This window comes from Pseudomonas sp. G.S.17, assembly GCF_038096165.1.
In the GTDB taxonomy this organism is placed as follows: Bacteria; Pseudomonadota; Gammaproteobacteria; order Pseudomonadales; family Pseudomonadaceae; genus Aquipseudomonas.
On sequence record NZ_CP151076.1, the window covers coordinates 1,715,807 to 1,738,254 of the forward strand.

21 protein-coding genes are annotated in these 22,448 nt (G+C 60.0%); 8 read left to right on the top strand and 13 right to left on the bottom strand.

Annotated features, from left to right (window positions below; genetic code table 11):
- Positions 1 to 149: 149 nt before the first annotated feature.
- The 3 genes from AABC73_RS07835 to AABC73_RS07845 are packed head-to-tail and all read right to left on the bottom strand — an operon-like array spanning position 150 to position 4,720.
- A complete protein-coding gene (locus tag AABC73_RS07835) occupies positions 150 to 1,556 on the bottom strand; it encodes an efflux transporter outer membrane subunit (RefSeq protein WP_341523110.1) in 1,407 nt (468 codons plus the stop codon).
- Between the two features lie 24 nt (positions 1,557 to 1,580).
- Positions 1,581 to 3,548 carry a MacB family efflux pump subunit gene (locus AABC73_RS07840; protein ID WP_341523111.1) on the bottom strand — a complete coding sequence of 656 codons (1,968 nt, stop codon included), beginning with the start codon at positions 3,546 to 3,548 and terminating at the stop codon, positions 1,581 to 1,583.
- Positions 3,548 to 4,720 (bottom strand): efflux RND transporter periplasmic adaptor subunit, encoded by a 1,173-nt coding sequence (locus AABC73_RS07845; RefSeq protein WP_341523112.1) that lies wholly within the window; start codon positions 4,718 to 4,720, stop codon positions 3,548 to 3,550. The genes AABC73_RS07840 and AABC73_RS07845 overlap by 1 nt, the downstream gene beginning before the upstream one ends.
- 288 nt (positions 4,721 to 5,008) lie before the next feature.
- Between AABC73_RS07845 and AABC73_RS07850 the strand changes: the two genes are divergently transcribed.
- Both AABC73_RS07850 and mgtA read left to right on the top strand, forming a co-directional pair.
- Positions 5,009 to 6,343: a SidA/IucD/PvdA family monooxygenase gene (locus AABC73_RS07850; protein ID WP_341523113.1), complete on the top strand. Its 1,335-nt coding sequence runs from the start codon at positions 5,009 to 5,011 to the stop codon at positions 6,341 to 6,343.
- Positions 6,344 to 6,806: 463 nt separating this feature from the next.
- Positions 6,807 to 9,563 carry a magnesium-translocating P-type ATPase gene (mgtA, locus tag AABC73_RS07855; protein WP_341523114.1) on the top strand — a complete coding sequence of 919 codons (2,757 nt, stop codon included), beginning with the start codon at positions 6,807 to 6,809 and terminating at the stop codon, positions 9,561 to 9,563.
- A 45-nt stretch (positions 9,564 to 9,608) separates the two neighbouring features.
- Here mgtA and dkgB read toward each other — a convergent pair whose 3' ends face one another.
- The 6 genes from dkgB to AABC73_RS07885 form a co-directional block, all read right to left on the bottom strand.
- Positions 9,609 to 10,412, bottom strand: a complete 804-nt coding sequence (gene dkgB, locus AABC73_RS07860) for a 2,5-didehydrogluconate reductase DkgB (RefSeq protein ID WP_341523115.1) — start codon at positions 10,410 to 10,412, stop codon at positions 9,609 to 9,611.
- A 161-nt stretch (positions 10,413 to 10,573) separates the two neighbouring features.
- Positions 10,574 to 11,113, bottom strand: a complete 540-nt coding sequence (locus tag AABC73_RS07865) for a PaaI family thioesterase (RefSeq protein ID WP_331149635.1) — start codon at positions 11,111 to 11,113, stop codon at positions 10,574 to 10,576.
- A 108-nt stretch (positions 11,114 to 11,221) separates the two neighbouring features.
- Positions 11,222 to 11,770, bottom strand: a complete 549-nt coding sequence (locus tag AABC73_RS07870) for a DUF1003 domain-containing protein (RefSeq protein WP_341523116.1) — start codon at positions 11,768 to 11,770, stop codon at positions 11,222 to 11,224.
- A gap of 127 nt (positions 11,771 to 11,897) precedes the next feature.
- Positions 11,898 to 12,104, bottom strand: coding sequence for a hypothetical protein (locus AABC73_RS07875; RefSeq protein WP_065832671.1), 207 nt, complete (start codon positions 12,102 to 12,104; stop codon positions 11,898 to 11,900).
- Between the two features lie 124 nt (positions 12,105 to 12,228).
- Positions 12,229 to 12,711: a GreA/GreB family elongation factor gene (locus AABC73_RS07880; protein ID WP_341523117.1), complete on the bottom strand. Its 483-nt coding sequence runs from the start codon at positions 12,709 to 12,711 to the stop codon at positions 12,229 to 12,231.
- A 3-nt stretch (positions 12,712 to 12,714) separates the two neighbouring features.
- Positions 12,715 to 13,107 carry a hypothetical protein gene (locus AABC73_RS07885; protein WP_341523118.1) on the bottom strand — a complete coding sequence of 131 codons (393 nt, stop codon included), beginning with the start codon at positions 13,105 to 13,107 and terminating at the stop codon, positions 12,715 to 12,717.
- Positions 13,108 to 13,227: 120 nt separating this feature from the next.
- Between AABC73_RS07885 and earP the strand changes: the two genes are divergently transcribed.
- Both earP and AABC73_RS07895 read left to right on the top strand, forming a co-directional pair.
- Entirely contained in the window at positions 13,228 to 14,373 is a 1,146-nt protein-coding gene (earP, locus tag AABC73_RS07890) for an elongation factor P maturation arginine rhamnosyltransferase EarP (protein ID WP_341523119.1), read from the top strand.
- Positions 14,374 to 14,469: 96 nt separating this feature from the next.
- Positions 14,470 to 15,039 carry an elongation factor P gene (locus AABC73_RS07895; protein ID WP_020290627.1) on the top strand — a complete coding sequence of 190 codons (570 nt, stop codon included), beginning with the start codon at positions 14,470 to 14,472 and terminating at the stop codon, positions 15,037 to 15,039.
- Positions 15,040 to 15,115: 76 nt separating this feature from the next.
- Here AABC73_RS07895 and AABC73_RS07900 read toward each other — a convergent pair whose 3' ends face one another.
- Positions 15,116 to 15,535 carry an organic hydroperoxide resistance protein gene (locus AABC73_RS07900; RefSeq protein ID WP_122665787.1) on the bottom strand — a complete coding sequence of 140 codons (420 nt, stop codon included), beginning with the start codon at positions 15,533 to 15,535 and terminating at the stop codon, positions 15,116 to 15,118.
- A gap of 320 nt (positions 15,536 to 15,855) precedes the next feature.
- Complete coding sequence (locus tag AABC73_RS07905; RefSeq protein ID WP_341523120.1) at positions 15,856 to 16,329, bottom strand: MarR family transcriptional regulator; 474 nt, start codon at positions 16,327 to 16,329, stop codon at positions 15,856 to 15,858.
- A gap of 152 nt (positions 16,330 to 16,481) precedes the next feature.
- On the opposite strand from AABC73_RS07905, the gene AABC73_RS07910 reads away from it, so the two are divergent.
- Positions 16,482 to 17,228: a sulfite exporter TauE/SafE family protein gene (locus AABC73_RS07910; RefSeq protein WP_341523121.1), complete on the top strand. Its 747-nt coding sequence runs from the start codon at positions 16,482 to 16,484 to the stop codon at positions 17,226 to 17,228.
- Here AABC73_RS07910 and AABC73_RS07915 read toward each other — a convergent pair.
- Positions 17,218 to 18,072, bottom strand: coding sequence for a LysR substrate-binding domain-containing protein (locus tag AABC73_RS07915; protein ID WP_341524190.1), 855 nt, complete (start codon positions 18,070 to 18,072; stop codon positions 17,218 to 17,220). The two genes, AABC73_RS07910 and AABC73_RS07915, sit on opposite strands and share 11 nt — an antisense overlap.
- Before the next feature lie 94 nt (positions 18,073 to 18,166).
- Between AABC73_RS07915 and AABC73_RS07920 the strand changes: the two genes are divergently transcribed.
- Together AABC73_RS07920 and AABC73_RS07925 are read left to right on the top strand one after the other, a co-directional pair.
- Positions 18,167 to 18,403, top strand: a complete 237-nt coding sequence (locus tag AABC73_RS07920; protein ID WP_331151768.1) for a DUF1127 domain-containing protein — start codon at positions 18,167 to 18,169, stop codon at positions 18,401 to 18,403.
- A 48-nt stretch (positions 18,404 to 18,451) separates the two neighbouring features.
- Entirely contained in the window at positions 18,452 to 19,669 is a 1,218-nt protein-coding gene (locus AABC73_RS07925; RefSeq protein ID WP_341523122.1) for a winged helix-turn-helix domain-containing protein, read from the top strand.
- Between the two features lie 75 nt (positions 19,670 to 19,744).
- On the opposite strand, the gene AABC73_RS07930 is transcribed toward AABC73_RS07925, so the two are convergent.
- Positions 19,745 to 21,091 carry a 3-deoxy-7-phosphoheptulonate synthase class II gene (locus tag AABC73_RS07930; RefSeq protein ID WP_341523123.1) on the bottom strand — a complete coding sequence of 449 codons (1,347 nt, stop codon included), beginning with the start codon at positions 21,089 to 21,091 and terminating at the stop codon, positions 19,745 to 19,747.
- Between the two features lie 242 nt (positions 21,092 to 21,333).
- Between AABC73_RS07930 and AABC73_RS07935 the strand changes: the two genes are divergently transcribed.
- A complete protein-coding gene (locus AABC73_RS07935; protein ID WP_341523124.1) occupies positions 21,334 to 22,089 on the top strand; it encodes a spermidine synthase in 756 nt (251 codons plus the stop codon).
- The last annotated feature ends 359 nt before the right edge of the window (positions 22,090 to 22,448 follow it).

Below are 22,448 nucleotides of genomic sequence, written 5' to 3' on the forward strand. Positions count from 1 at the left end.
GCCGCCCTTGCGGGTCCAAATCTGTGGGAGCGAACTTGTTCGCGAAGGGGGTTCAGGCGCCGCTGATGTGGTGCCCGAGCCGCCGCCCTCCCGGATAAATCCGGTCCTACGGGTTCAGCGCCGCCCGCTCGCTCCCGCAACCGATCACCTCACATCCTCCACCCACCCCCCAACGCCTTGTACAGCGCAACGCTCGCCTGCAACCGCGATAGCCGCAGTTGGACGCTCTGTTCCTGGGCCTGATACAGCGTGCGTTGGGTGTCCAGCACGCTGAGCATGTCTTCCGCGCCGGCCTGGTAACGGCTTTCGGCAATCTGGAAGGCGCGTTGGGCTTGTTGCAGTTCTTCGCTTTGCCATTGCCGCTGCTGATCCAGTCCGGCGATAGCATTCAGGGCTTTTTCCACATCGGCGAAGGCGCTGATGATTGCGCCGCGATAGGTTTCCAGCAGTTCTTGCTGACGGGCGATAGTCTTGTCGCGTTCGGCGCCGAGGCGGCCGTTGTTGAAGATCGGTGTCAGCAGCCCGCCGCCCAGGTTGTAGAACGGACTGCGCAGGATGTCCGACGCCACGTCGCCGCCTGAGCCGAAACTCGCGCTCAGGGTTAACTTCGGCAGCATCGCGGCGCGGGCCACCTGGATGTCGGCCTGCGCAGCGGCGAGCCTGGCTTCGGCGCTGGCGATGTCCGGGCGGCGACTGAGCAATTCGCTGGGCAGGCCGGGGCTTGCGTCGGGCCAGTTCAAGTGCTCGAAAGATTGGTGTTCCAGGGTCAACTGCTGAACCGGCTGGCCCAACAATGTGGCAAGGGTGATGCGCGCTGCTTGCGCCTGTTGCCGAATCAGTGGCACTTGCCGCTGTTGACCGGCGACCAGACTTTTCTGCCGGGCGAGATCCAGGGCCGTGGCCGAACCGGATTGAAAACGGGTCTGCACCAGCGCCAATACGTGCTGCGCATTGGCGAGATTAAGCTCGGCGATGCGGGCTTGTTCGTCCAGGGCCAGGCTTTGCACGTAGCTGTCGGCCACGGCGCTGAGCAGCGTCAGCTCGACGGTGGCCTGATCGAACTCGCTGGCTTGCAGGCTCTGCTCGGCGCTGCGTCGTGTCGCTGCGTTGCCGCCCCAGAAATCCACTTCATAGCTGGCGCTGAAACTGACATCGAAAAACGTCGCAGTGGGCTCGGCCTCGTAGGCATCGAGCTGGCGATAGCCTTTGCCGCTGATCAAGCGTTGTCGATTGGCGTTGGCGCCGCTGGTGATTTCCGGAACGTTGGAAGCGCCAGCAATGACGCTGTCCGCTCGGGCCTGCCGAACCCGCGCCATGGCGGCGGCCAGGTCGTAGCTACCGGCTCGCGCCTGTTCGATCAGCCGGTTCAGTTGCGGGCTGTCGAACTGTTGCCACCATTGCTGGCCGGTCTGGCGGTCGGCGGCGGTCCACGGCGATTGCCAGGCAACAGGCACGGCGATGCCGCTGTTGATCGGCGGGGGCGGGCTGGCACACGCGCCGAGCAGCAGGCACAGAGTGAGAAGACATGGGGTCAAAACGCTGAGTCTGGGTTTCATCAGAGGGCTATTCACTGGCAGGATCTATTCACTGGAAAGCGCCGTGACCGGATCGAGGCGGGCGGCCTTGCGGGCGGGCATGAAACCGAAGACCACGCCGGTGACCAGCGCGCAGGCGAACGCTCCAGCCACGGCGCTCAGGGAAAACGCCACGGCCACTTTGCCGAGCAGCAACGCCGCGCCGATCAGCAGCGCAAGGCCGATGCCGGCGACACCGCCGACCACCGAAAGCATCACGGCTTCAGTCAGGAACTGGCGCAGGATGTCGCGCTGGCGTGCGCCGGTGGCCATGCGAATGCCGATCTCCCGGGTTCGTTCGCGGACGGTCATGAGCATGATGTTCATCACGCCGATACCGCCCACCAACAACGAAATCGCCGCAATCGACCCAAGCATCAACGACAGGGTGTTCTGGCTGCTGGCCTCGGCCTGGATCATGGCGGCGTTGTTGGTCAATTCGTAGTCGCGCTTGCCGTTGTGCAGGCCGAGCAGCAACTGGTCGATGGCCTTTTCCGTGTCCTTGACCTTGCGCGCATCGGCAGCGGCGATCACCACGTATTCGGGGTTTTCCTTGCCGAACAGACGCACGCTGGCGGCGGAGTAGGGCACCACCACGCGCAGGTCGCTGTCCTTGTCACCGGAACTGGCGCCTTTGGTCGCCAGCACGCCAATCACCCGGAACGGTACATTCTCGATAAGGATGTAGTGCCCCAGCGGATTGGTCTGGCCGAACAGTTTTTCCCTGACCCGTTCGCCAATCACCGCCACTGCGGCAGCGGAAGCTTCATCGGCATCGGTGAAGAAACTGCCTGCCGACATCGGCCAGTTGAAGATGCTCTGGAACGACGTATTGCTGCCGCCGACGTAGACCCGTTGATCGAGGTTGCCGTAGCGCACTGCGGCGTAGTTGCCATTGATCGGCATGACCTTATGAACCTGCGGCAGCACGGCCAGTGCCTTTACGTCGCCCAGGCTGACGATGCCCTGAGGTGCACGCGGGTTGGCGGCCGTGCCGTTCAGGTAAATGATGTTCGAACCGAACGCGCCCATTTGCGCCATGACTTTGCGCTTGCTGCCTTCGCCTACGGCGAGCATGACCACCACCGACGCTACGCCGATGATGATGCCGAGCAAGGTCAGCGCCGTGCGAAACCGGTTGATCCACATCACCCGCCACGCGGCTTGCACCGCTTCGACCAGCTCGCCTTTCCAGGCGCCCTGATCCTGGCTGCCCTGACTCAGGCGCTGCTTCAAATCCACCGCTTGCAGGCTGCCCGACACCGGCTGTTCGGGCTCGGCCGTGTCCTGAACGGTATCGCTGATGATCTCGCCGTCGCGAATCTCGATGACCCGTTTGGCTCGTGCCGCAACTTCCCGGTCGTGAGTAATCAGAATCACCACATGACCTTGCAGGGCCAGCTCATCCAGCAAGGCCATGACTTCCTCGCCGCTGTGGCTGTCCAGGGCGCCGGTGGGTTCGTCGGCGAGAATGATGTGCCCGCCGTTCATCAAGGCGCGGGCAATCGATACCCGCTGTTGCTGACCACCGGATAACTGATGCGGGCGATTGGCGCTGCGGCTGGCCAGGCCCAGGCGTTCCAGCAGGGCCGCAGCCCGTGCGTGGCGTTCACTGGCGGGCATGCCGGAATAGATCGCCGGCATCTCGACGTTTTCCTGGGCCGAGCCGGAAGCGATCAGGTGATATCCCTGGAATACGAAGCCGAACGCTTCGCGCCGCAGCCAGGCCAGTTCGTCGCTGTTTAGCCCGGCGACATTTTCCCCGGCGAACAGGTAGCGACCGCTGGTGGGCCGGTCAAGGCAGCCGAGGATGTTCATCAAGGTCGATTTGCCGGAGCCGGAGGCGCCGACGATGGCCACGAACTCGCCGGGATAAATCGCCAGGTTCACGCCGCGTAATACATCAACCTGAGGCGTGTCGCCGCCGCCGTAGGATTTGCGCAGATTCTGCAGCTCGATCAGTGGCGTGCTCATCAGCCGCCACTTCCGCTGGCCGGGCCGAGTAGCAGATAGTCGCCTTCGGCGAGGCCTTCCAGCACCTCGGTGCGCAGCCGGTCGCTGATCCCGGTACGCACTTCTCGTTGCTGGATGTCGCCATTTTTCGCCACCACCTGAACCGTACGGCTCTGGCTGTCACGGCCGGGTTGCAGTGCGGCGACGGGCACGGTCAGGGTTTGCCGGGCCTGGCCATCGACGAAAAACACTTGCGCGGTCATGTCCGCCATCAGCGCCTGATCGTCGTTTTCAACGTCGAGCAAAACCGTATAAAGCACCACGCGACCGCTGCTGCCCTTGCCCGCAGCGACCGGACTGCCGCTACCCTGGCTGAGTTGCTCCAGCGGGATCGGCGCAATCGGCAGGATTTGTCGCACCGTGCTCGGCCAGCGTCGCCCGCCACCGCTAAGCGTCGTGAAGTATGCCTGCATGCCCGGTTTGACGTGGCCGATGTCGGCTTCGGAAACTTCGGCCCACACCGTCATGGGCGAGAGGCGGGCGATGCGCAGGATCAACGGCGTGCGTTGCTGGGCATTGAGCGTCTGACCGACCCGAGCGTCCAGCGCGACGACGGTGCCGGTCATCGGTGCATAAATCTTGGTGTAGCCCAGCTCGGCTTCGTCGCTGCGCAGACTGGCCTGGGCCTGGAGAATCTGCGCCTGAAACATTTCCGTGCGGGCCTTGGTGCGGCGCAATTCGGCCTCGGCGCTCTGCACGTCTTCCTCACGGGTGGCGCCGCCCGCCGCGAGGGTCTTCTGGCGTTGCGCACGTTGCCGGGCGAGGTCGTGTTCGGCGCGTTGTTCCTGCAATTGGGCCTCGAGGTTTTCGATGGCATAGCGCGCGGCGTCGAGGCGGGCTTTTTGCGTTGAAGGATCGATCTCCACCAGCAACTGGCCCTCGGTCACCTGCGAACCGATTTCCACGTGGATCTTCTGAATCTGCCCCGAAGCCTGAGCGCCGACGTCCACGTAGCGACGCGGCTGCAAGGTGCCCAATGCCGTGACGCTGCTTTCTATATCGCCACGCACCACTTGCACCGTGGCCAGATCAGCCCGGCCAGAAGGCAAGGCGTGCCAGGTCGCGTAGGCGATCACGGGAAGCAGGCACAGGGCGATGAACAGCAGGCGTCGGGCGGAGCGGGGCGGTTTCATGCAATGGATGACCGTCAAAGGCAAGGGATTGAGTGGTAAACGTGACGCAGGGGCGGGAATTTAAGGCAGTGTCCCGGTGCCGTGCAGTCTGCGTGGGAGCGAGCTTGCTCGCGAAGACGATGGCCGCCATTCGAGCAATGCGTTGGCCGTAAGGGCCTCTTCTCGAGCAAGCTCGCTCCCACGACCCTTGATTGTTAAATTTTATTTCACAGCCCTCGTTCCCTATTGCAACAGGCCACCTTGCTGGCCATCCCGATTGAGTGCGCAACACCTCCTGAGGACACTGGAATGACACAGGCTCTTGCATCTGCCGTGGTTCACGATCTGATTGGCATCGGCTTCGGCCCCTCCAACCTGGCACTGGCAATTGCCTTGCAGGAGCGCGGCGAAGCGGCCGGTGCGCTGGACGTGTTGTTCCTCGACAAACAGGCCGATTACCGCTGGCATGGCAACACGCTGGTAACCCAGAGCGAGCTGCAGATTTCCTTTCTCAAGGATCTGGTTACGCTGCGCAATCCCACCAGCCCGTTCTCGTTCGTGAACTACCTCAAGGAGCACGGGCGTCTGGTGGACTTCATCAACCTCGGCACGTTTTACCCATGCCGCATGGAGTACAACGACTACCTGCGCTGGGTCGCCGGGCAGTTCGGCGAGCAAAGCCGTTACGGCGAAGAAGTCACCGCCATCGAGCCGCTGCTGCACAAGAACAAAGTGGAAGCGCTGCGCGTGTTGTCCCGGGATACCCAAGGCCAGAATCACGTCCGCACCACGCGTTCAGTGGTAGTCAGCCCAGGCGGTACACCGCGAATTCCCGAGGCGTTCACGGGCCTGAAAAATGATGGTCGGGTGTTTCATCATTCCCAATACCTGGAGCGCATGGCCAAACAGGCGTGCGTCAACGGCAAGCCGATGCGTATTGCGATCATCGGCGGCGGGCAGAGCGCGGCAGAAGCGTTCATCGACCTCAATGACAGCTTCCCGTCGGTGCAGGTGGACATGATCCTGCGCGGCTCGGCGCTGAAACCGGCCGACGACAGCCCGTTCGTCAACGAAGTGTTCTCGCCGGAGTTCACCGACTTGATGTTCAGCCAGGGCGGTGCGCAACGCGAACAGATGATCCGCGAATACCACAGCACCAATTATTCGGTGGTGGACATCGATCTGATCGAGCGCATCTACGGTGTGTTCTATCGCCAGAAAGTCTCCGGCATTGCTCGCCACGCCTTCCACAGCCTGACCACGGTGGAAACCGCCACGGCTACGGCGCAGGGGATCGAAATGGTGATGCGTAATCTCGCCAGCAACAAAAGCACAACCCAGGTTTACGATGCCGTGGTGCTGGCAACCGGCTACGAGCGCCAGTTGCATCGCCACCTGCTGGCGCCCTTGGCTGAGTACATGGGCGATTTTGAAGTGTCCCGCGATTACCGGATCAAAACCGATGCGCGCTGCCAGGCATCGGTCTACATGCAGGGTTTCTGCGAAGCCAGCCACGGCTTGAGCGACACACTGCTGTCAGTGCTGCCGATTCGCGCCGACGAAATTGCTGCGTCGTTGTATGCCAACGTGGCCCAGAGTCATCGTGGCGCCTCGGTGCCGGAACGGGTGTTGGCGGTGGGCTAACAGTCGGTTGCAGACCGCAATCTGAACCCTTCCTGAACAACCGGAGCGTTGCCTGTCTTTATCGGGCAACCCCGGTTTACCCGGCCAAAACCCAAGGGTATGCTTCGCGCCACAACCCCCCAATGGAGTCCCACGTGGGTACATGTTCGAGTGACAGTAGTCGGCAGGTTCTTGCAACCTGCACACACTTGGCACGTTAACGCGCAGCGTCGCTCCTGCCGTTATCTTGCCCAAGGCGAGAAACGGCATCCCTGGTAACCGGTCCCCTGCGGCCGTCCCTTCGAAGCCTCCTCATCGATACTGAAATGATCAGCAGCTGATCGCGGCGTTGTTGCGCCTGCGTTTGCCCGCTGTACGGACGCGTCTGTCTTGCGACAGGCGAGCCGCTCCGTGCCCTGCCTCAAGGTTGGGCTGCGACGGCGGTACCCGCGTGGTTCTCCTGTTATGCAGTAAGGAGACGGCCTTGAAAATGTCCTTCTTGAAAGAGTTATTCGCCAGTTTTCTACGCAGCCGTCACATTGATCGGCATTTCCGGCGGCTGACGATTTTCGAAAGCATCGCGCCCGCCAGCGTCAGCCGTGAAGTGCCCGATACCCTGGCGCAAACCCTGAGCAAAGCGTCCCGCAGTGACCCGCAAAACCTGCTGGCCGATTTGCACAGCCACGCCGATGGCCTGAGTGAAAGTCAGGCATCGACGCGCCGCGAACAAGTCGGGCTGAACGAAGTGGCCCACGAGCAGCCTTTGCCGTGGTGGCGGCATCTTTGGCACTGCTACACCAATCCGTTCAACCTGCTGCTGACCTTGCTGGCGTTGATTTCGTTTCTGACTGACGACCTGGAAGCCACGGTGGTGATCTCGACGATGGTGGTGCTGTCGAGCCTGATGCGCTTCTGGCAGGAAGCTCGCTCCAACAAGGCGGCTGATGCGCTCAAGGCCATGGTCAGCACCACGGCCACGGTCCTGCGCAGGCTGGAGTCGGGGGAGCAGGTTGAAAACCAGCAGCGTAATGGCGGCCTGTCTGAACGCATCCGGCGCATCGAGCTGCCGATCCGCTTGCTGGTACCCGGCGACCTGATTCACCTGTCGGCCGGGGACATGATTCCCGCCGATTGCCGTTTGTTGAGCGCCAAGGACCTGTTCGTCGGGCAGGCGGCCATGACTGGCGAATCCATGCCCGTGGAGAAATTCGTTTGCCAGCAGGAAGCTGAAGCCAGCACGCCGCTGGACCTGCAGAACATTCTGTTCATGGGCACCAATGTGGTGTCCGGTTCGGCAACGGCCGTGATCGTGACCACCGGCAATCGCACCTATTTTGGCGCGCTTGCGCAGCGGGTTACCGCCACTGACCGGGCGACCACATCGTTCCAGGCCGGAGTGAACAAAGTCAGCTGGCTGCTGATCCGCTTCATGATGGTCATGGCGCCGCTGGTGCTGTTCATCAATGGCTTCACCAAGGGTGACTGGACCGAGGCGGTGCTCTTCGCTTTGTCGGTTGCAGTGGGGCTGACCCCGGAAATGCTGCCGATGATTGTCACCTCGACCCTGGCCAAGGGCGCGGTGGTCATGTCGCGCAAGAAAGTCATCGTCAAGCGCCTGGACGCCATCCAGAATTTCGGGGCGATGGATGTGCTGTGTACGGACAAGACCGGCACCCTCACCCAGGACCGCATCTTCCTGGAACGGCATGTGGATGTGTGGGGCGACGAGTCCGATGCGGTGCTGGACATGGCCTATCTCAACAGCTACTACCAGACGGGACTGAAAAACCTGTTGGACGTCGCGGTCCTTGAGCATGCGGAGGTGCATCGTGAACTGAATGTGGCGACGGCGTTTGCCAAGGTCGACGAGATCCCTTTTGACTTCACCCGGCGTCGGATGTCAGTGGTGGTGGCGCAGTCGGACCGGTCCCATCTGCTGATCTGCAAGGGTGCCGTGGAAGAGATTCTCAGCGTCTGCTCTCAGGTGCGGCACGGCGACATTATCGAGCCGCTGGATGCCGACTTGCTGGCGCGGGTTCGGCACGTCACCGCCCGCTTGAATGACGAAGGCTTGCGGGTGGTGGCGGTCGCCGCCCGTGAATCCCTGGCGCAGAAAAATAGCTATGGCGTCACCGATGAACAGGCGCTGACCCTGATCGGTTACGTGGCCTTTCTCGATCCGCCCAAGGAAAGCACTGCGCCTGCCTTGAAGGCCTTGGCCGAATATGGGGTGACGGTGAAAGTGCTGACCGGCGATAACGAGCGGGTCACCGCCAAGATTTGCCGCGAAGTCGGCCTCGCGCAACAGGGACTGCTGTTGGGCAGCGATGTGGAACGCATGGACGACCAGGCGCTGGCCCAGGCCGTCGAGACCCACAACGTGTTTGCCCGCCTGACGCCGGCGCACAAGGAGCGCATCGTTCGCCTGCTCAAAAGCAATGGCCATGTGGTGGGTTTCATGGGCGATGGCATCAACGATGCGCCCGCACTGCGCACGGCGGACATTGGCATCTCGGTTGACACGGCGGTGGATATCGCCAAGGAAGCGGCCGATATCATTCTGTTGGAAAAAAGCCTGCTAGTGCTGGAGGAGGGCGTGCTGGAAGGGCGGCGCACTTTTGCCAACATGCTCAAGTACATCAAGATGACGGCGAGTTCCAACTTCGGCAATGTGTTCTCGGTGCTGGTGGCGAGCGCATTCATTCCGTTTCTGCCGATGCTGCCGATGCACCTGCTGGTGCAGAACCTGCTCTATGACGTCTCGCAGATCGCCATCCCGTTCGATAACGTCGATGAGGAACTGCTCAAGAAGCCGCAGCGCTGGCAGCCTGGCGAGATCGGGCGCTTCATGCTGTTTTTCGGTCCGATCAGCTCGGTGTTTGACATCATCACCTTCCTGATGATGTGGTTCGTGTTTCGCGCCGACACGGCGGCACATCAAACCCTGTTCCAGTCCGGCTGGTTTGTGGTGGGCCTGCTGACCCAGACGTTGGTGATCCACATGATCCGCACGCCGAAAATCCCCTTTATCCAGAGCCGTGCCGCGACACCACTGGTGATCATGACCGGGATCATCATGGCGGTCGGGATTTTCCTGCCCATGGGACCGTTGGCCGGCTATTTCAAATTGCAGGCCTTGCCGCTGATGTACTTCGTGTACCTGCCGCTGATCCTCCTGGCTTACATGGCGCTGACCCAGGCAGTAAAAGGCTTCTACAGCCGTCGTTTCGGCTGGCAATAAGACGGATCGAGCGATGTTGCGGCAGCATCGCTCGACCCTGTCAGATCAATCCCACTGCGGCGCAAGGCTGGCCGGGCTGGTCAGGCGATGGCCACGGTCCAGGGCGGCAATTTGCGCCATGTCTTCGTCGCTCAATGTCAGGTCGCAGGCCTTCAGATTGCTTTGCAGATTGGCGCGTTTGGTCGACGACGGAATCACCGCGTAGCCCAGTTGCATGGCCCAGGCCAGCGTTACTTGCGCCGGAGTCGCGGCATGACGCTTGGCGATCTGCTCGATGACCGGGTCCTTCAGCACTTCGCCATAGGCCAGGGTCATGTACGAGGTGATCTGAATGCCGTGCTCTTTGGCGAATTCCGCCACCTTGCGGTTTTGCAGGTACGGGTGCAGCTCGACCTGGTTGGTGGCAATGTTCTGCGCGCCGACCACGTCGATGGCTTCCTGCATCAGGGCCACGGTGAAGTTGGAAATGCCAATCTGTTTGGTCAAACCCTGCTGCTTGGCTTCCAGCAGCGCGGTCATGAATTCGCGCACCGAGACTTTGCCCTGCGGCGATGGCCAGTGGATCAACGTCAGGTCGACGTGATCGGTTTGCAACTTGGCCAGGCTTTCCTTGAGGCTCGGGATCAGCTTGTCGGCGGCGAAATTATCGGTCCAGATCTTGGTGGTGATGAACAACGCTTCGCGTGGCACGCTGCTGGCGGCGATGGCCTGGCCGACTTCAGCTTCGTTGCCGTAGATCTGCGCCGTATCGATGACGCGGTAGCCGACTTCAAGACCATTGGTGACCGAATCGATGACGACCTGATCCTTGAGGCGGAAGGTGCCAAGGCCAAATGCTGGAACTGTCATTGCGGTACTCCGTGAAGGTGAAAGATAAGACGTGACCCAGTATCCCGGCTTGGTCCTTGAGGAAAAACAGTGGAACCGGAAAGGGATAATTGCCTGGCAATCACGAATGAGCCTGTCTGTTTGGTCAGTGTCGGGGCGAGATCGTTCCTGCTGATTGAGGGTTACCTGTTCATGTCCAGAATCATGCAAGTGGTGCTGCCGATGGCGTAGAGCCGGTCATCGACGTCGTACAAACGCCCTTCGGCCAAGGCGGTGGAACGGCCGATATGCAGCACTTTGCCTTCAGCGCGAACCGGGCCGGTGCCATGACTCAGGGCGCGGACATAACTGATGCGCAGGTCAAGGGTGGTGTAGCCCTGGCCTTTCTTGAGCCGGGTATGAATCGCACAGCCCATGCATGAGTCCAGCAGCGTCGCGGCATAACCGCCATGCACGCTGCCCAGCGGGTTGTAATGCCGGGCATCGGGAGTGCCCTGGAAGATGAACTCGCCCGGCGACCAGCGCAGCGGAATGAAATCCATCAATTCCCCGATGGGCGGGCAGGGCAGTTCGCCACGTTTGATGCGCTCGAGAAAATCCGTCGGCTCCATGAGCGCCACTTCCGCCAGGCTCGTGGTGCCCGCCGGGCCGAGGCTGGCGCGGATGGCTTGTTCCTCTTCCAGCCAAAGGGCGGTTTTTTCGTCGCGGGAGAAGTTTTGCATGGCATTGACTCCGTGTTGGGCACTCAAGAAACATGAAAGATTACGACCATAATCCTGCGATTTAATTACGGTTGCAATCTCAAAAATCTCCGGCGATGGGGAAAGGGTTCAGCCGATGCTGTCGCGCTTCACGAAATGCTTGTGCATGTCCAGCGTCAGGGATTCGATGCGTTCGGTCAGGGACTTGGTCAGCTCCGTCAGTCGGGTGTTCTGCTCCAGCAACGTCAGCATCTGCTCGGCGTTTTGCGCGGCCATCGCCAGACGCTGCTCGTTGGCGACAGCCAGGTCTTCGCGGTGCTGGGCATCGGCGTCGGCATTGGCTTTATCCCGCGCGGCCTGACGCGTCTGGGCGAGCAGGATTAGCGGCGCGGCATAGGCCGACTGCAGGCTGAACGCCAGGTTGAGCAGGATGAAGGGGTAGATATCGAAATGGGTCAGGCCGGTCGCATTGCAGGCAATCCAGAGCAGGACGATGACGGTTTGCGCACCGAGGAACGTCGGCGTGCCGAAAAACCGGGCGAAGGCTTCCGCTTTGAGGGCAAACGAATCGTTGCCGAAGGTGCTGGTTAAATGCGCGTGACGTTTATGAAAGCGCAGATGGTCGACAGTTTTTACAGCGGGCTCGGTTGAAGCCTGCCCAGGCGCAGCGGTATTCATGGCGGATTCCTGATAACCAATACATGCGGCCACTATAGGCGCTTGTGCAGGGCTGGTGCTTCAGGAGCGCTGAATGATTGCTGAACACTTTTGAGCTGACGGGGATCCGGTCCCACATGCTTGGTGTTTAATCCACCGGTTCAGGATGCAGCGGTTTGGACAGGTGCATGATGCTCGCGTAGTCGTAGACGTACTGGCGTCCTGCATGGCTGGTCTGACGCAGTTGGTCGATCAGCAGTCGCTCTTTCTTGTTCAGGTATCTGAGCCCAGGATGGTCACTTGACTTGAGGTGATCACGTTCATGGGCGTCAGGGAAAGTAATGACGTTTGTCATGAAATATCTCCTACTTACTAAGTCCTTGCTTCCGGCTATTCAGTCCCGGTCACGGGTTTTTGTGGCGACGGCCCACCATACCCAGAAAAAGCTGGAGCGATCAACCCTGTAAATGAATAGCGGATCACACTATCTGTGTGACTTCGAACGATTGCTTGCTGCCATTGACGGTGATTTCCAGCTCATCTCCTTCGAACTTGCCCAGCAGGCTTTGGCCCAGCGGCGCTCGGGCCGTGATCACCGTGATGACGTCGTTTTCGAGACGAATCTTCAGACCAGCGGCATCCGGGCCGAGGAAAAGATGCTGTTCTGCACCGGTTTCGGTTTGCAGCGTTACCAGATCGCCGGTCTGGATACCCCGTTGCTCATCGAAGGGCGCCATACTCAATTTCTGATAAAGCAGCAGCGACTGGCGAATCTCTTCGACGCGGCGCGCCTGGCCTGCCGCAAGGTACGAAGCTTCAAGGCCGAGCGTGTCGTACTTGTTCTCGGCGATGTTCTCTTCGTGGGTCGCGGTTTCATAGGCGGTCTGCGCGGCCCGCTGGGCAACGCCCAGATCGACCTTGAGTTTGTCGATGATGGCTTGCAGGACGGTTTGCTTGTTCATGGTCTATCCGCAGAACTGAATCACATTGGCGCGGCTCTTGTCGCTCGGCGCCGTTCGGTCTTGTTGCAGCCAGAAATTGCATTTCGGCGCACTGAAGCTTTTTTGCTGCTGTTCCTGGGTTTGCTCCATGGCCTGCCGCGCTTCGCTCTCGCGCAGATTCTGTTCGTACTTCTCGAACATGGTCTTTTCCGACTCGGCTGGCGCGGCGGCTGGCGCACTCAATCGAGTGACCGCGTTGCTCACCGCCTGAGTCTGCGCCTCGGGTATGGCTCGCAACACCAGCACGCCAGTCAACACCACCGCAGCGATCCCAAGCCAGATGCCCAGTGCGATACAGACGATGAGCTTCAATGGATGGACTGAGACGTTCAGCTCGCGACGACTTGAAAGGGGCATGACGTGTTCTCGGCGTTGACGGCAGGTGATGGCGATTGTGCCATGACCTAAGGCTGGTGGATGCGGGTTGTTCTGACGGACAATCAGCGTTTTTGATTCTCGGGCCGCAGGGAGCCGCAAATGAAAGCCTCGTGGGACATTTTTTGCAGCGTCGTTGATAACTACGGCGACATCGGCGTGACCTGGCGCCTGGCCCGACAACTGGTGGCCGAGCACGACGTGGCGGTGCGTTTGTGGGTCGATGATCTGCAGGCTTTCACGCGTCTGTGTCCAACGGCCAATGCGCAGGCTGCGCAACAGTGGCAGGAGGGCGTCAGCGTTCACCACTGGCCCAAAGAATGGCAACCCGTGGAAGTCGCTGACGTGATCGTCGAGGCATTTGCCTGCCGATTGCCGCCTGCGTACACCGAAGCCATCCTGCAATGCTCGCCAAGGCCAGTGTGGGTGAATCTGGAATACCTCAGCGCCGAGGAGTGGGTTGCCGGTTGCCATGGTTTGCCGTCGGTGCAGTCCAATGGGTTGCGCAAATTCTTCTTCTTTCCGGGATTTCGTCCGACGACCGGTGGCCTGTTACGGGAAAGCGGGCTGATCGAAGCGCGTCAGGCGTTTCAGCATGACAAGGCTGCACAGGGCAATTTCCTGCAGACGTTAAGCGTGAAGCCTGAACAGGATGCCCGGCTGATTTCGCTGTTTGCTTATGAGAATCCGGGCTTGGGCGGCTGGCTGGATGTGTTGTCGACGGACAGCCGACCCACTCATCTGCTGGTTCCGGAAGGCCGCATCCTCGGCGATCTGCAACGCTGGCTGGGCGTCGACAGTTTGCAGGCCGGCGCGCTGGAAAAGCGTGGTGCCTTGACCGTTCAGGTGTTGCCGTTCGTCAGGCAGGAAGATTACGACCGGCTGTTATGGTGCTGCGATTTCAACGTCGTGCGCGGCGAAGACTCTTTCGTGCGTGCGCAATGGGCGGGGCGACCGCTGCTTTGGCACATCTATGAACAGGACGACGATGCGCATTGGGCCAAGCTCGATGCCTTTCTTGAGCTCTACCTTGCGGGGCTCTCGCAGCCTGCCGCACAGGCCCTGACCGATTTCTGGCGGGCCTGGAATGCCGGGCGCAATGGCAGTGCAAGCTGGCTGGCGCTGACGCAACAATGGCCGGAAATTGAAAACCACGCGCAACGCTGGTGTCTGGAACAGGCCTCGCACGCTGATCTTGCTGCGGCGCTGGTACTGTTTTGTGGAGTTTCGTATGATACGCGGCCTTGAGATTAGGCTCTGTACGAAAAAGACCTTTCTGCCCCACGGGAAAGCGGTTTCTCGTACAGAGCCTCGGCAACTTCCATCCAAATTCGGATATACGCAATGAAAACTGGTAAAGAACTCAAACCCGGTACCGTGATTCGTCTCGAAAACGATCCTTGGCTGGTTCAGAAAGCTGAATTCACCAAGTCCGGTCGTAACAGCGCGATCATGAAGACCAAGCTGAAAAACCTGCTGACCGGTTACAAGACCGAGATCGTTTACAGCGCTGACGACAAGCTTGATGACGTGATCCTGGATCGCAAAGAAGCGACCCTGTCCTTCATCAGCGGCGACACCTACACGTTCATGGACACCACTGACTACACCATGTACGAGCTGAACGCTGAAGACATCGAAGCCGTTCTGCCATTCGTTGAAGAAGGCATGACCGACGTTTGCGAAGCGATCTTCTTCGAAGAGCGCCTGGTTTCCGTAGAGCTGCCGACCACCATCGTCCGTGTAGTTGACTACACCGAAGGTTCGGCTCGTGGCGACACTTCCGGCAAGGTGATGAAGCCTGCCAAGCTGAGCAACGGTACCGAGCTGCAAGTTGCTGACTTCATCGAAATCGGTGACCGGATCGAAATCGACACCCGTGACGGCGGTTCCTACAAAGGCCGTGCTAAATAAGCACAGCTTTTACCGCAGTAACACTGTCTAGTTACAAAGAAGCCCGCAGCGATGCGGGCTTTTTTGTGGGCGGCGTTTAGACCGTTACATGCAGACGCACATCAACGTTGCCGCGAGTGGCGTTCGAGTATGGGCACACCTGGTGCGCAGCTTCGACCAACTGCTCTGCGTCGGCTTGTTCCAGGCCTGGCAGGTTGATGTTCAGGTCGATGTCCAGACCGAAACCGCCAGGGATCTGGCCGATGCCGACGTGGGCAGTGATCGAGGCGTCTGCCGGAATGGTGCGTTTGCTTTGACCAGCGACGAATTTCAGTGCGCCGATGAAGCAGGCCGAGTAACCGGCAGCGAACAATTGCTCAGGGTTGGTTGCCGCACCGCCTGCGCCGCCGAGTTCTTTTGGCGTGGCGAGTTTGACGTCGAGGATGTTGTCGCTGGAAACAGCACGACCGTCACGGCCGCCGGTTGCAGTTGCGATTGCTGTGTAGAGAGTGTCCATGGCGTTGCCTCGCGAAAAAGAGAACTGATGGTAGGGATTGGTTTTGAAAAAAGTTGTCTGCTTGCGCTAAATGTTTGTGCGCTAACCGAGCATGAAGCAAATGTAGCGCACGAATAGTTTGCGCGCAAGATAATATTTTAACCCTCTGAATTTGAGATGCTCTGTTGGAGCGAGGCTGTAGGACCGGCTTTAGCTGGGAGGGCAATTGATGAGCGGCTCGCGACTGAAGTCGCTCCTACAGTCGCTCCTACGGTCGCTCCTACAGTCGCTCCTACGGCCGATTCGCGGGCAAGCCTGGCTCCAAAAGGGAGGGGGTCTAATCAAACATGCTCACGCAAATTCCCGCGCAGCTGCAGCAGGTCGCTTTGCATTTTCTGCAGTTTCTCCAGATCCAGGCCGCTGGCGGAGAGGATGCAGCCAGGCACTTGCATGGCTTGTTTCTGCAAGGCGCGACCTTGCTCAGTCAGACGCAGCAGGACCACGCGTTCATCTTCCCTGCTGCGCGTGCGGGTGATGAAGCCTTCGCCTTCAAGGCGTTTGAGCAGCGGCGTCAAGGAGCCGGGATCGGTCAACAGACGGGTGCTCACGTCGCCAACGGTCAAGCCGTCCTGCTCCCAGAGCACCATCATCGCCAGGTATTGCGGATACGTGAGGCCCAATGCCTGGAGCAGCGGTTTGTAGACCTTGGTCATCAGCAACGAGGTCGAGTAGAGGGCGAAACACAGCTGATTGTCGAGCAGCAAGGCTTCGCATGGCTCCGAGACGTCGGGTGTAGAGATATCGTCTGCGTTCATGGGCAGTCCTTTTGTACGAATGTGTCGTTACCAAACAATTTAGTGCCCTGATCTTTAATGCGCCAGATAAATTCCGGTCTCGGTCAGCGCTATTCATTTGCCACTCCCGCGAGAATGCGTAGCATGCTTGCCAATAATTCGGGGGAAGCGGTGTGATCGACGTAGTGATGTTTGTGTTGTTGGGCGCCGCCATGGGCACATTGGGTGGGTTGTTCGGAATTGGTGGCGGCCTGGTTGCCATCCCGGCGCTGGGCGTGCTGTTCGGGCTGGATCAGCAACTGGCACAAGGCACCGCGCTGTTGATGGTGTTGCCCAACGTGTTACTGGCGTTGTGGCGCTACAACCAGCGCAATCGTATTTCGCTGCGCAATGCCATGATGCTGATCATTCCCAGTTTCTGCTTCGCCTGGCTGACTTCGCTGTGGGCGGTGCGGCTGGATCCACAATCCATGCGTATCAGTTTCGTGGTCTTTCTCATCATCCTGACGGTGTTTAACCTGGTGCAGATGTATTGGCGCAAAGGCGATGCCAGCACCGACCTGCGGCACACCAATCGCTTGTGGTTGCTGGGTGTCGGTTCCGGCATCACCGGCGGTTTGTTCGGGGTCGGTGGCGGAGTCATCGCCACGCCAATCCTGACCGGGTTCTTCGGTGCGACCCAGGTTGTCGCCCAAGGCCTGGCGCTGGCACTGGCGACCCCAAGTACCGCAATCACCCTGTTTACCTACGCACTGCATGACCACGTCAACTGGTCGATGGGCATTCCCCTGGCAATCGGCGGGCTGGCGAGTATCAGTTGGGGGGTGAAACTGGCTCACTCGCTGCCCGAGCGCCTGCTGCGTTCGCTGTTCTGTGGCTTTCTGGTGATCTGCGCCGTAGTCCTTGCCTTTAAAGTTTGAAGCCTTCGGCGATGTGTTCGGCCAGGCATTCGGTGATGGGTGAAACGCTGTGCGGATTGCGCAGCAGCACGATGCTGGCCAGCGGCAATTGCGGCAAACCCTGAGCCTCGCCGATGATGCGCAGATCCGGCGTCAGCAGGCTTTCCAGCTGCGCAGTAATCGCCAGTCCCGCAGTCACTACAGCGCTGATTGCCGCGAGGCTGGCGCTGGTATAAGCGATGCGGTAATCGCGCTGCATGGTATCCAGCGCATTGCAGGCCCAGGTTCGGCAGAAACAGTCGGTATTGAACATCGCCAGCGGCAATGGCGTGTGTTCATGGGGCGAAAAGCCCTGCGCCTCCATCCAGACAAAACGTTCCTGACGCAGAATCTGCCCGATCTCGGTGCCCGGTTCGCGGGTGACGATACTCAGATCCAGGTCCTGACGCTGCAACAGCTGTTTCGACGGCTCGCAGTGCACTTCAATCTGCACCAGAGGATAGGCCTGGGCGAAGCGCGACAGGATTCCGGGTAGAAAGCGCATGGCGTAATCATCGGGCGTACCGATTTTTACCATGCCCACCATGTGCGGCTCGCGCAGGGTGTTGAACACTTCGCCATGCAGCTTGAGGATTTTGCGCGCATAGCCGAGCAGCACCTGGCCTTCTATCGTCAGGCTGACGCTACGGCCCTGCTTCTGGAACAGCGGGCGCTGAATCAGGTCTTCTTCAAGCCGTTTCATCTGCATGCTGACCGCCGACTGCGTGCGGTTTACCGCTTCGCCCGCACGGGTAAACCCGCCCTCGTCGGCGATGGCGACAAAGGTACGCAGCAGTTCTGTGTCGATACTCGGGAAGCTGGCCAATACATCAATCTCCCAGATGCAGTGCATAAGAAACATTCGTTGGATTGATCTTAGCTCCAGCGCGAGACTTTAGTCATCCCACTTGGAGGGCAAGATGATGAAAGGTCAAAAAGGTTATGTGCTGGTGCTTAAAACCCTGTCTCATGATTCGTGGATCGAGCGCTTGCTCCGGTCTGTGAAAGGCCACGTTTCGCGTTGGTACGAGCTGCATCAGCAGCGTCGGCAACTGGCCGAGTTGAGCGATGAGGCATTGAAGGATCTCGGTCTGAGTCGCGCGGATGTCTATAAGGAAACCGAGCGGCACTTCTGGGTCGATCCGATGAAGCGCTGACAAGAGCCGGTGCTATCAGGTAGCGTTGGGGTTCACAGGGAGCCTCGCATGCCGTTAGAACTGTCGCTCAAACAAGCACGTCGCATGGCGCTGGCCGCCCAGGGTTTCAACGGGCGGCAGCCGCCAGCGATCGTCAAGTCCAGCCATGTCACGCAATTGATCCAGCGCCTGGGTGTTTTGCAGATCGACTCGGTCAACGCTCTGGTTCGCTCCCATTACCTGCCGCTGTTTTCCCGCCTGGGCTACTATTCCCAGACACTCCTCGATCAGGCCGCCTGGAGTCAGGGCCGCCATCGCAAACTCTTTGAATACTGGGGCCACGAAGCCTCGCTGCTGCCCATCGAACTGTATCCCTTGATGCGTTGGCGCATGCAGCGCGCGGCTCAGGGCGAAGGCATTTATCAACAGCTGGCGACTTTCGGTCGCGAACAACAGCCGACCATTGCCCGAGTTTTACAGGCCGTTCGCGATCAGGGCGCGTTGGGCGCAGGCAGTTTGAGCACCCGCGAGGAGCGCGCCGGGCCATGGTGGGACTGGAGTGCGGAAAAGATGGCGCTGGAATGGCTGTTTGCTGCGGGTGAAGTGACGGTGGCCGGGCGACGGGGGTTCGAACGGCTCTATGATTTGCCCGAGCGAGTGCTGCCAGCAGCGATTCTGGATCACCCCGAAGTCGGCGAAAACGACGCGCAACAGGGCTTGCTGCTGCACGCGGCAGCGGCGCTGGGTGTCGGTACCGAGAAAGACCTGCGTGACTATTTCCGCCAGGACCCGTTGCCGAGCCGGGTGGCGCTGGCCGAACTGGTAGAAGCCGGCGCACTGCACGTCGTCCAGGTCCAGGGTTGGCGTCAGCCGGGATTCTGTCTGCCGGACAGCAAGGTCCCGCGCAAGGTGGCGGCCAGCGCCTTGCTCTCGCCATTCGACTCACTGATCTGGGAGCGGGCTCGCACCGAGCGGCTGTTCGACTTCCGCTATCGGCTGGAGATTTACACACCCCAGGCCAAACGGATTTATGGCTATTACGTGCTGCCGTTCCTGCACCACGAACGCATCGCCGCCCGCGTCGACCTGCGCGCCGAACGCGCCTTTGGCCGTTTGGCCGTGCATGCGGTGCACGAAGAAGAAACCGGGCTGGACGAGGAGGGCATGCACGCGCTGGCGAGCAATCTGCGGCAACTGGCAGATTGGCTGGGGTTGCCGCAGGTGCAGATCAATTGCCAGCGGGGGAGTGGCAGAAAATTACAGTGGGCGTTTGAAGCGTTGCTGTAGGAACCAACTTGTTGGCGAGGCCTCGTTTCAGAAGCTTCGCGAGCAAGCTCGCTCCCACACAGTCTGCACAGGAGGTTAGCGCTTGACCTGCTTCAACGTCTCGGCAATCAAGAACGCCAGTTCCAGTGACTGATCGGCATTCATTCGCGGATCGCAGTGGGTGTGATAGCGATCCGAAAGGCCGTCTTCGGTGATGGGCCGCGCGCCGCCGATGCATTCGGTGACGTTCTGGCCGGTCATCTCGATGTGGATACCGCCAGCGTAGGTGCCTTCGGCCTGGTGGACCTGGAAGAACTGTTTCACTTCTCCAAGGATCTGTGCGAAGTCGCGGGTCTTGTAGCCGCTGCTGGCCTTGATGGTGTTGCCGTGCATCGGGTCAGAGCTCCACAGCACTTTCTTGCCTTCACGTTCCACGGCGCGAATCAATTGTGGCAAGTGGTCGCCGACCTTGTTGGCGCCCATGCGCGCGATCAGGTTCAAGCGACCGGGATCGTTGTCCGGATTGAGGATATCGATCAGGCGGATCAGGTCGTCGGTGTTCATGCTGGGGCCGACCTTGACCCCGATCGGATTGTTCACCCCACGCAAAAACTCCACGTGTGCGCCATCCAGTTGCCGGGTGCGGTCGCCGATCCACAGCATGTGCGCGGAACAATCGTAAAAATCGTTGGTGAGGCTGTCGCGACGTACGAAGGCTTCTTCGTAGTTGAGCAGCAAGGCTTCATGGGCGGTGAAGAAGGTGGTTTCGCGCAGTTGTGGCGAGGTGTCCATGCCGCAGGCGCGCATGAATGCCAGGGTTTCGTCGATGCGGTCGGCCAGTTGGCTGTACTTTTCCGCCAGCGCCGAGTTGGCAATGAAGTCCAGGTTCCATTTATGCACCTGATGCAGATCGGCAAAGCCGCCCTGGGCGAACGCGCGCAGCAGATTCAGGGTCGCCGTGGACTGGTGATACGCCTGCAACAGGCGATCCGGGTCCGGCACGCGGCTTTTCTCATCGAAACCGATGCCGTTGACGATATCGCCGCGATAGGCCGGAAAGGTCACGCCGTCGATGGTTTCGTCGTTGGCCGAACGCGGCTTGGCGAACTGGCCAGCCATGCGCCCGACCTTGACCACCGGGCAGCCCGCCGCGAAGGTCATGACGATGGCCATTTGCAGCAGCACCTTGAAGGTGTCGCGAATCTTCGCCGCCGAGAACTCGACAAAACTTTCCGCGCAATCGCCGCCCTGCAGCAGGAATGCACGGCCTTGAGTGACTTCCGAGAACTGGCGACGCAACTCACGGGCTTCCCCGGCAAATACCAGCGGCGGATAGCTGGCCAGCGTCTGTTCGACGTGCAGCAAATGCGCGGCATCGGGGTATTGAGGTTGCTGCTGAATGGGCAATGCCCGCCAGCTGTCGGGACTCCAGGGTTGGTTCATCGTGGACTCTAAGTCAGTGCAATCGGACGAGCATGTTAGCAGTTCGGTGTCGGGCTGCCAGCGCATGCAGGATGATCGGCGGCACAGGCCGGCTCAATGGGATATTGGCCCTGGGCCATAAAGAGCGTGACCGCGCGCCCCCGCTTGGCCGACAATCCGCGCTTTCCCGCTCAGGGTCGAGCGACTGTATCGAATGAGTGCGATCGCCAAGGCTGGACTTGAGCTCGCCGTTAGGAGAAGCAATGACTGAGGAGCGGGTAGAGCGGATTCTGGCCGAAGTACACGATGACTTCGGCATGATCCGCGTGCTTGAAGTGGATGATTACCGCTTCCTGGAATTCGGCGATGCCATCGAGCAAAGCTGCACCTTCACTGCTGATCCCAGCTGGCTGGAGTACGACTACACCCGCGCCATGCTGATCGGCGCGCTGTGCCATGAAGCGCCGGAAAGCGCGCTGTTTCTGGGGTTGGGGGCTGGAACCCTGACTCAGGCGTGCCTCAAGTTCCTGCCGCTGGAAGACGTCGAAGCCATCGAGTTGCGTCCCGAGGTGCCGCGGCTGGCGATTGAATTCATGGGTCTGGACGATGATCCGCGGCTGTTCATCCGTATCGGTGATGCTCTGGAACTGCTGGAAACGGCCGAGTCGGCGGACCTGATCTTTGTCGACCTGTACACCGACGTCGGTCCGGGCGTCGGGCATCTGGCCTGGAAATTTCTGGAGAACTGTCAGCAACGCCTGAATCCGGGCGGCTGGCTGATCATCAATCAATGGGCGGCCGATGATGGCAAACCTCTGGGTGCCGCGTTGCTGCGTGGCCTCTATCACCGGCATTACTGGGAACTGCCGGTAAAGGAAGGCAACGTGATTCTCTTCGTGCCGGCCGATCTGGAACAGACGCTTGATGTCGAGCCGCTGATCGAGCGTGCTGAAACGCTCGCACCGCGCCTTGGCTACTCGTTGCTGCAACTGATCAAGAACATTCGCCCGGCGACCTGATGATCGAGTCACGGCTGAGGCGTTCCTTGATTGAGGAAGTTGTGTAGGATGGTCCAGCGCTTTGAGTAGGAATGGATCCGAGCTGCCTGACTGAAAGGTGAACCGTTTAAGCATCGCCCCCAGCAATCCCGGGCTTTGGGCGAAATAGACCTTCGAGTGGATTTGCGCAAAGCCTGTGACACTTGGACATTCCACTGTTTTGCCCCGAAAAAAATCCTCACTTTTTCGCGCAATTCCGGTATAGTGCGCGCCGGCCTTTAACGGGGCCTCGTCCAGGTATTGCAATTCCCCGAAGCCAGCTTCGGCTGCTTGTTCGCTCAGCGGACTATCCTTGGCGATCCATTCATCAAACGTTTTCG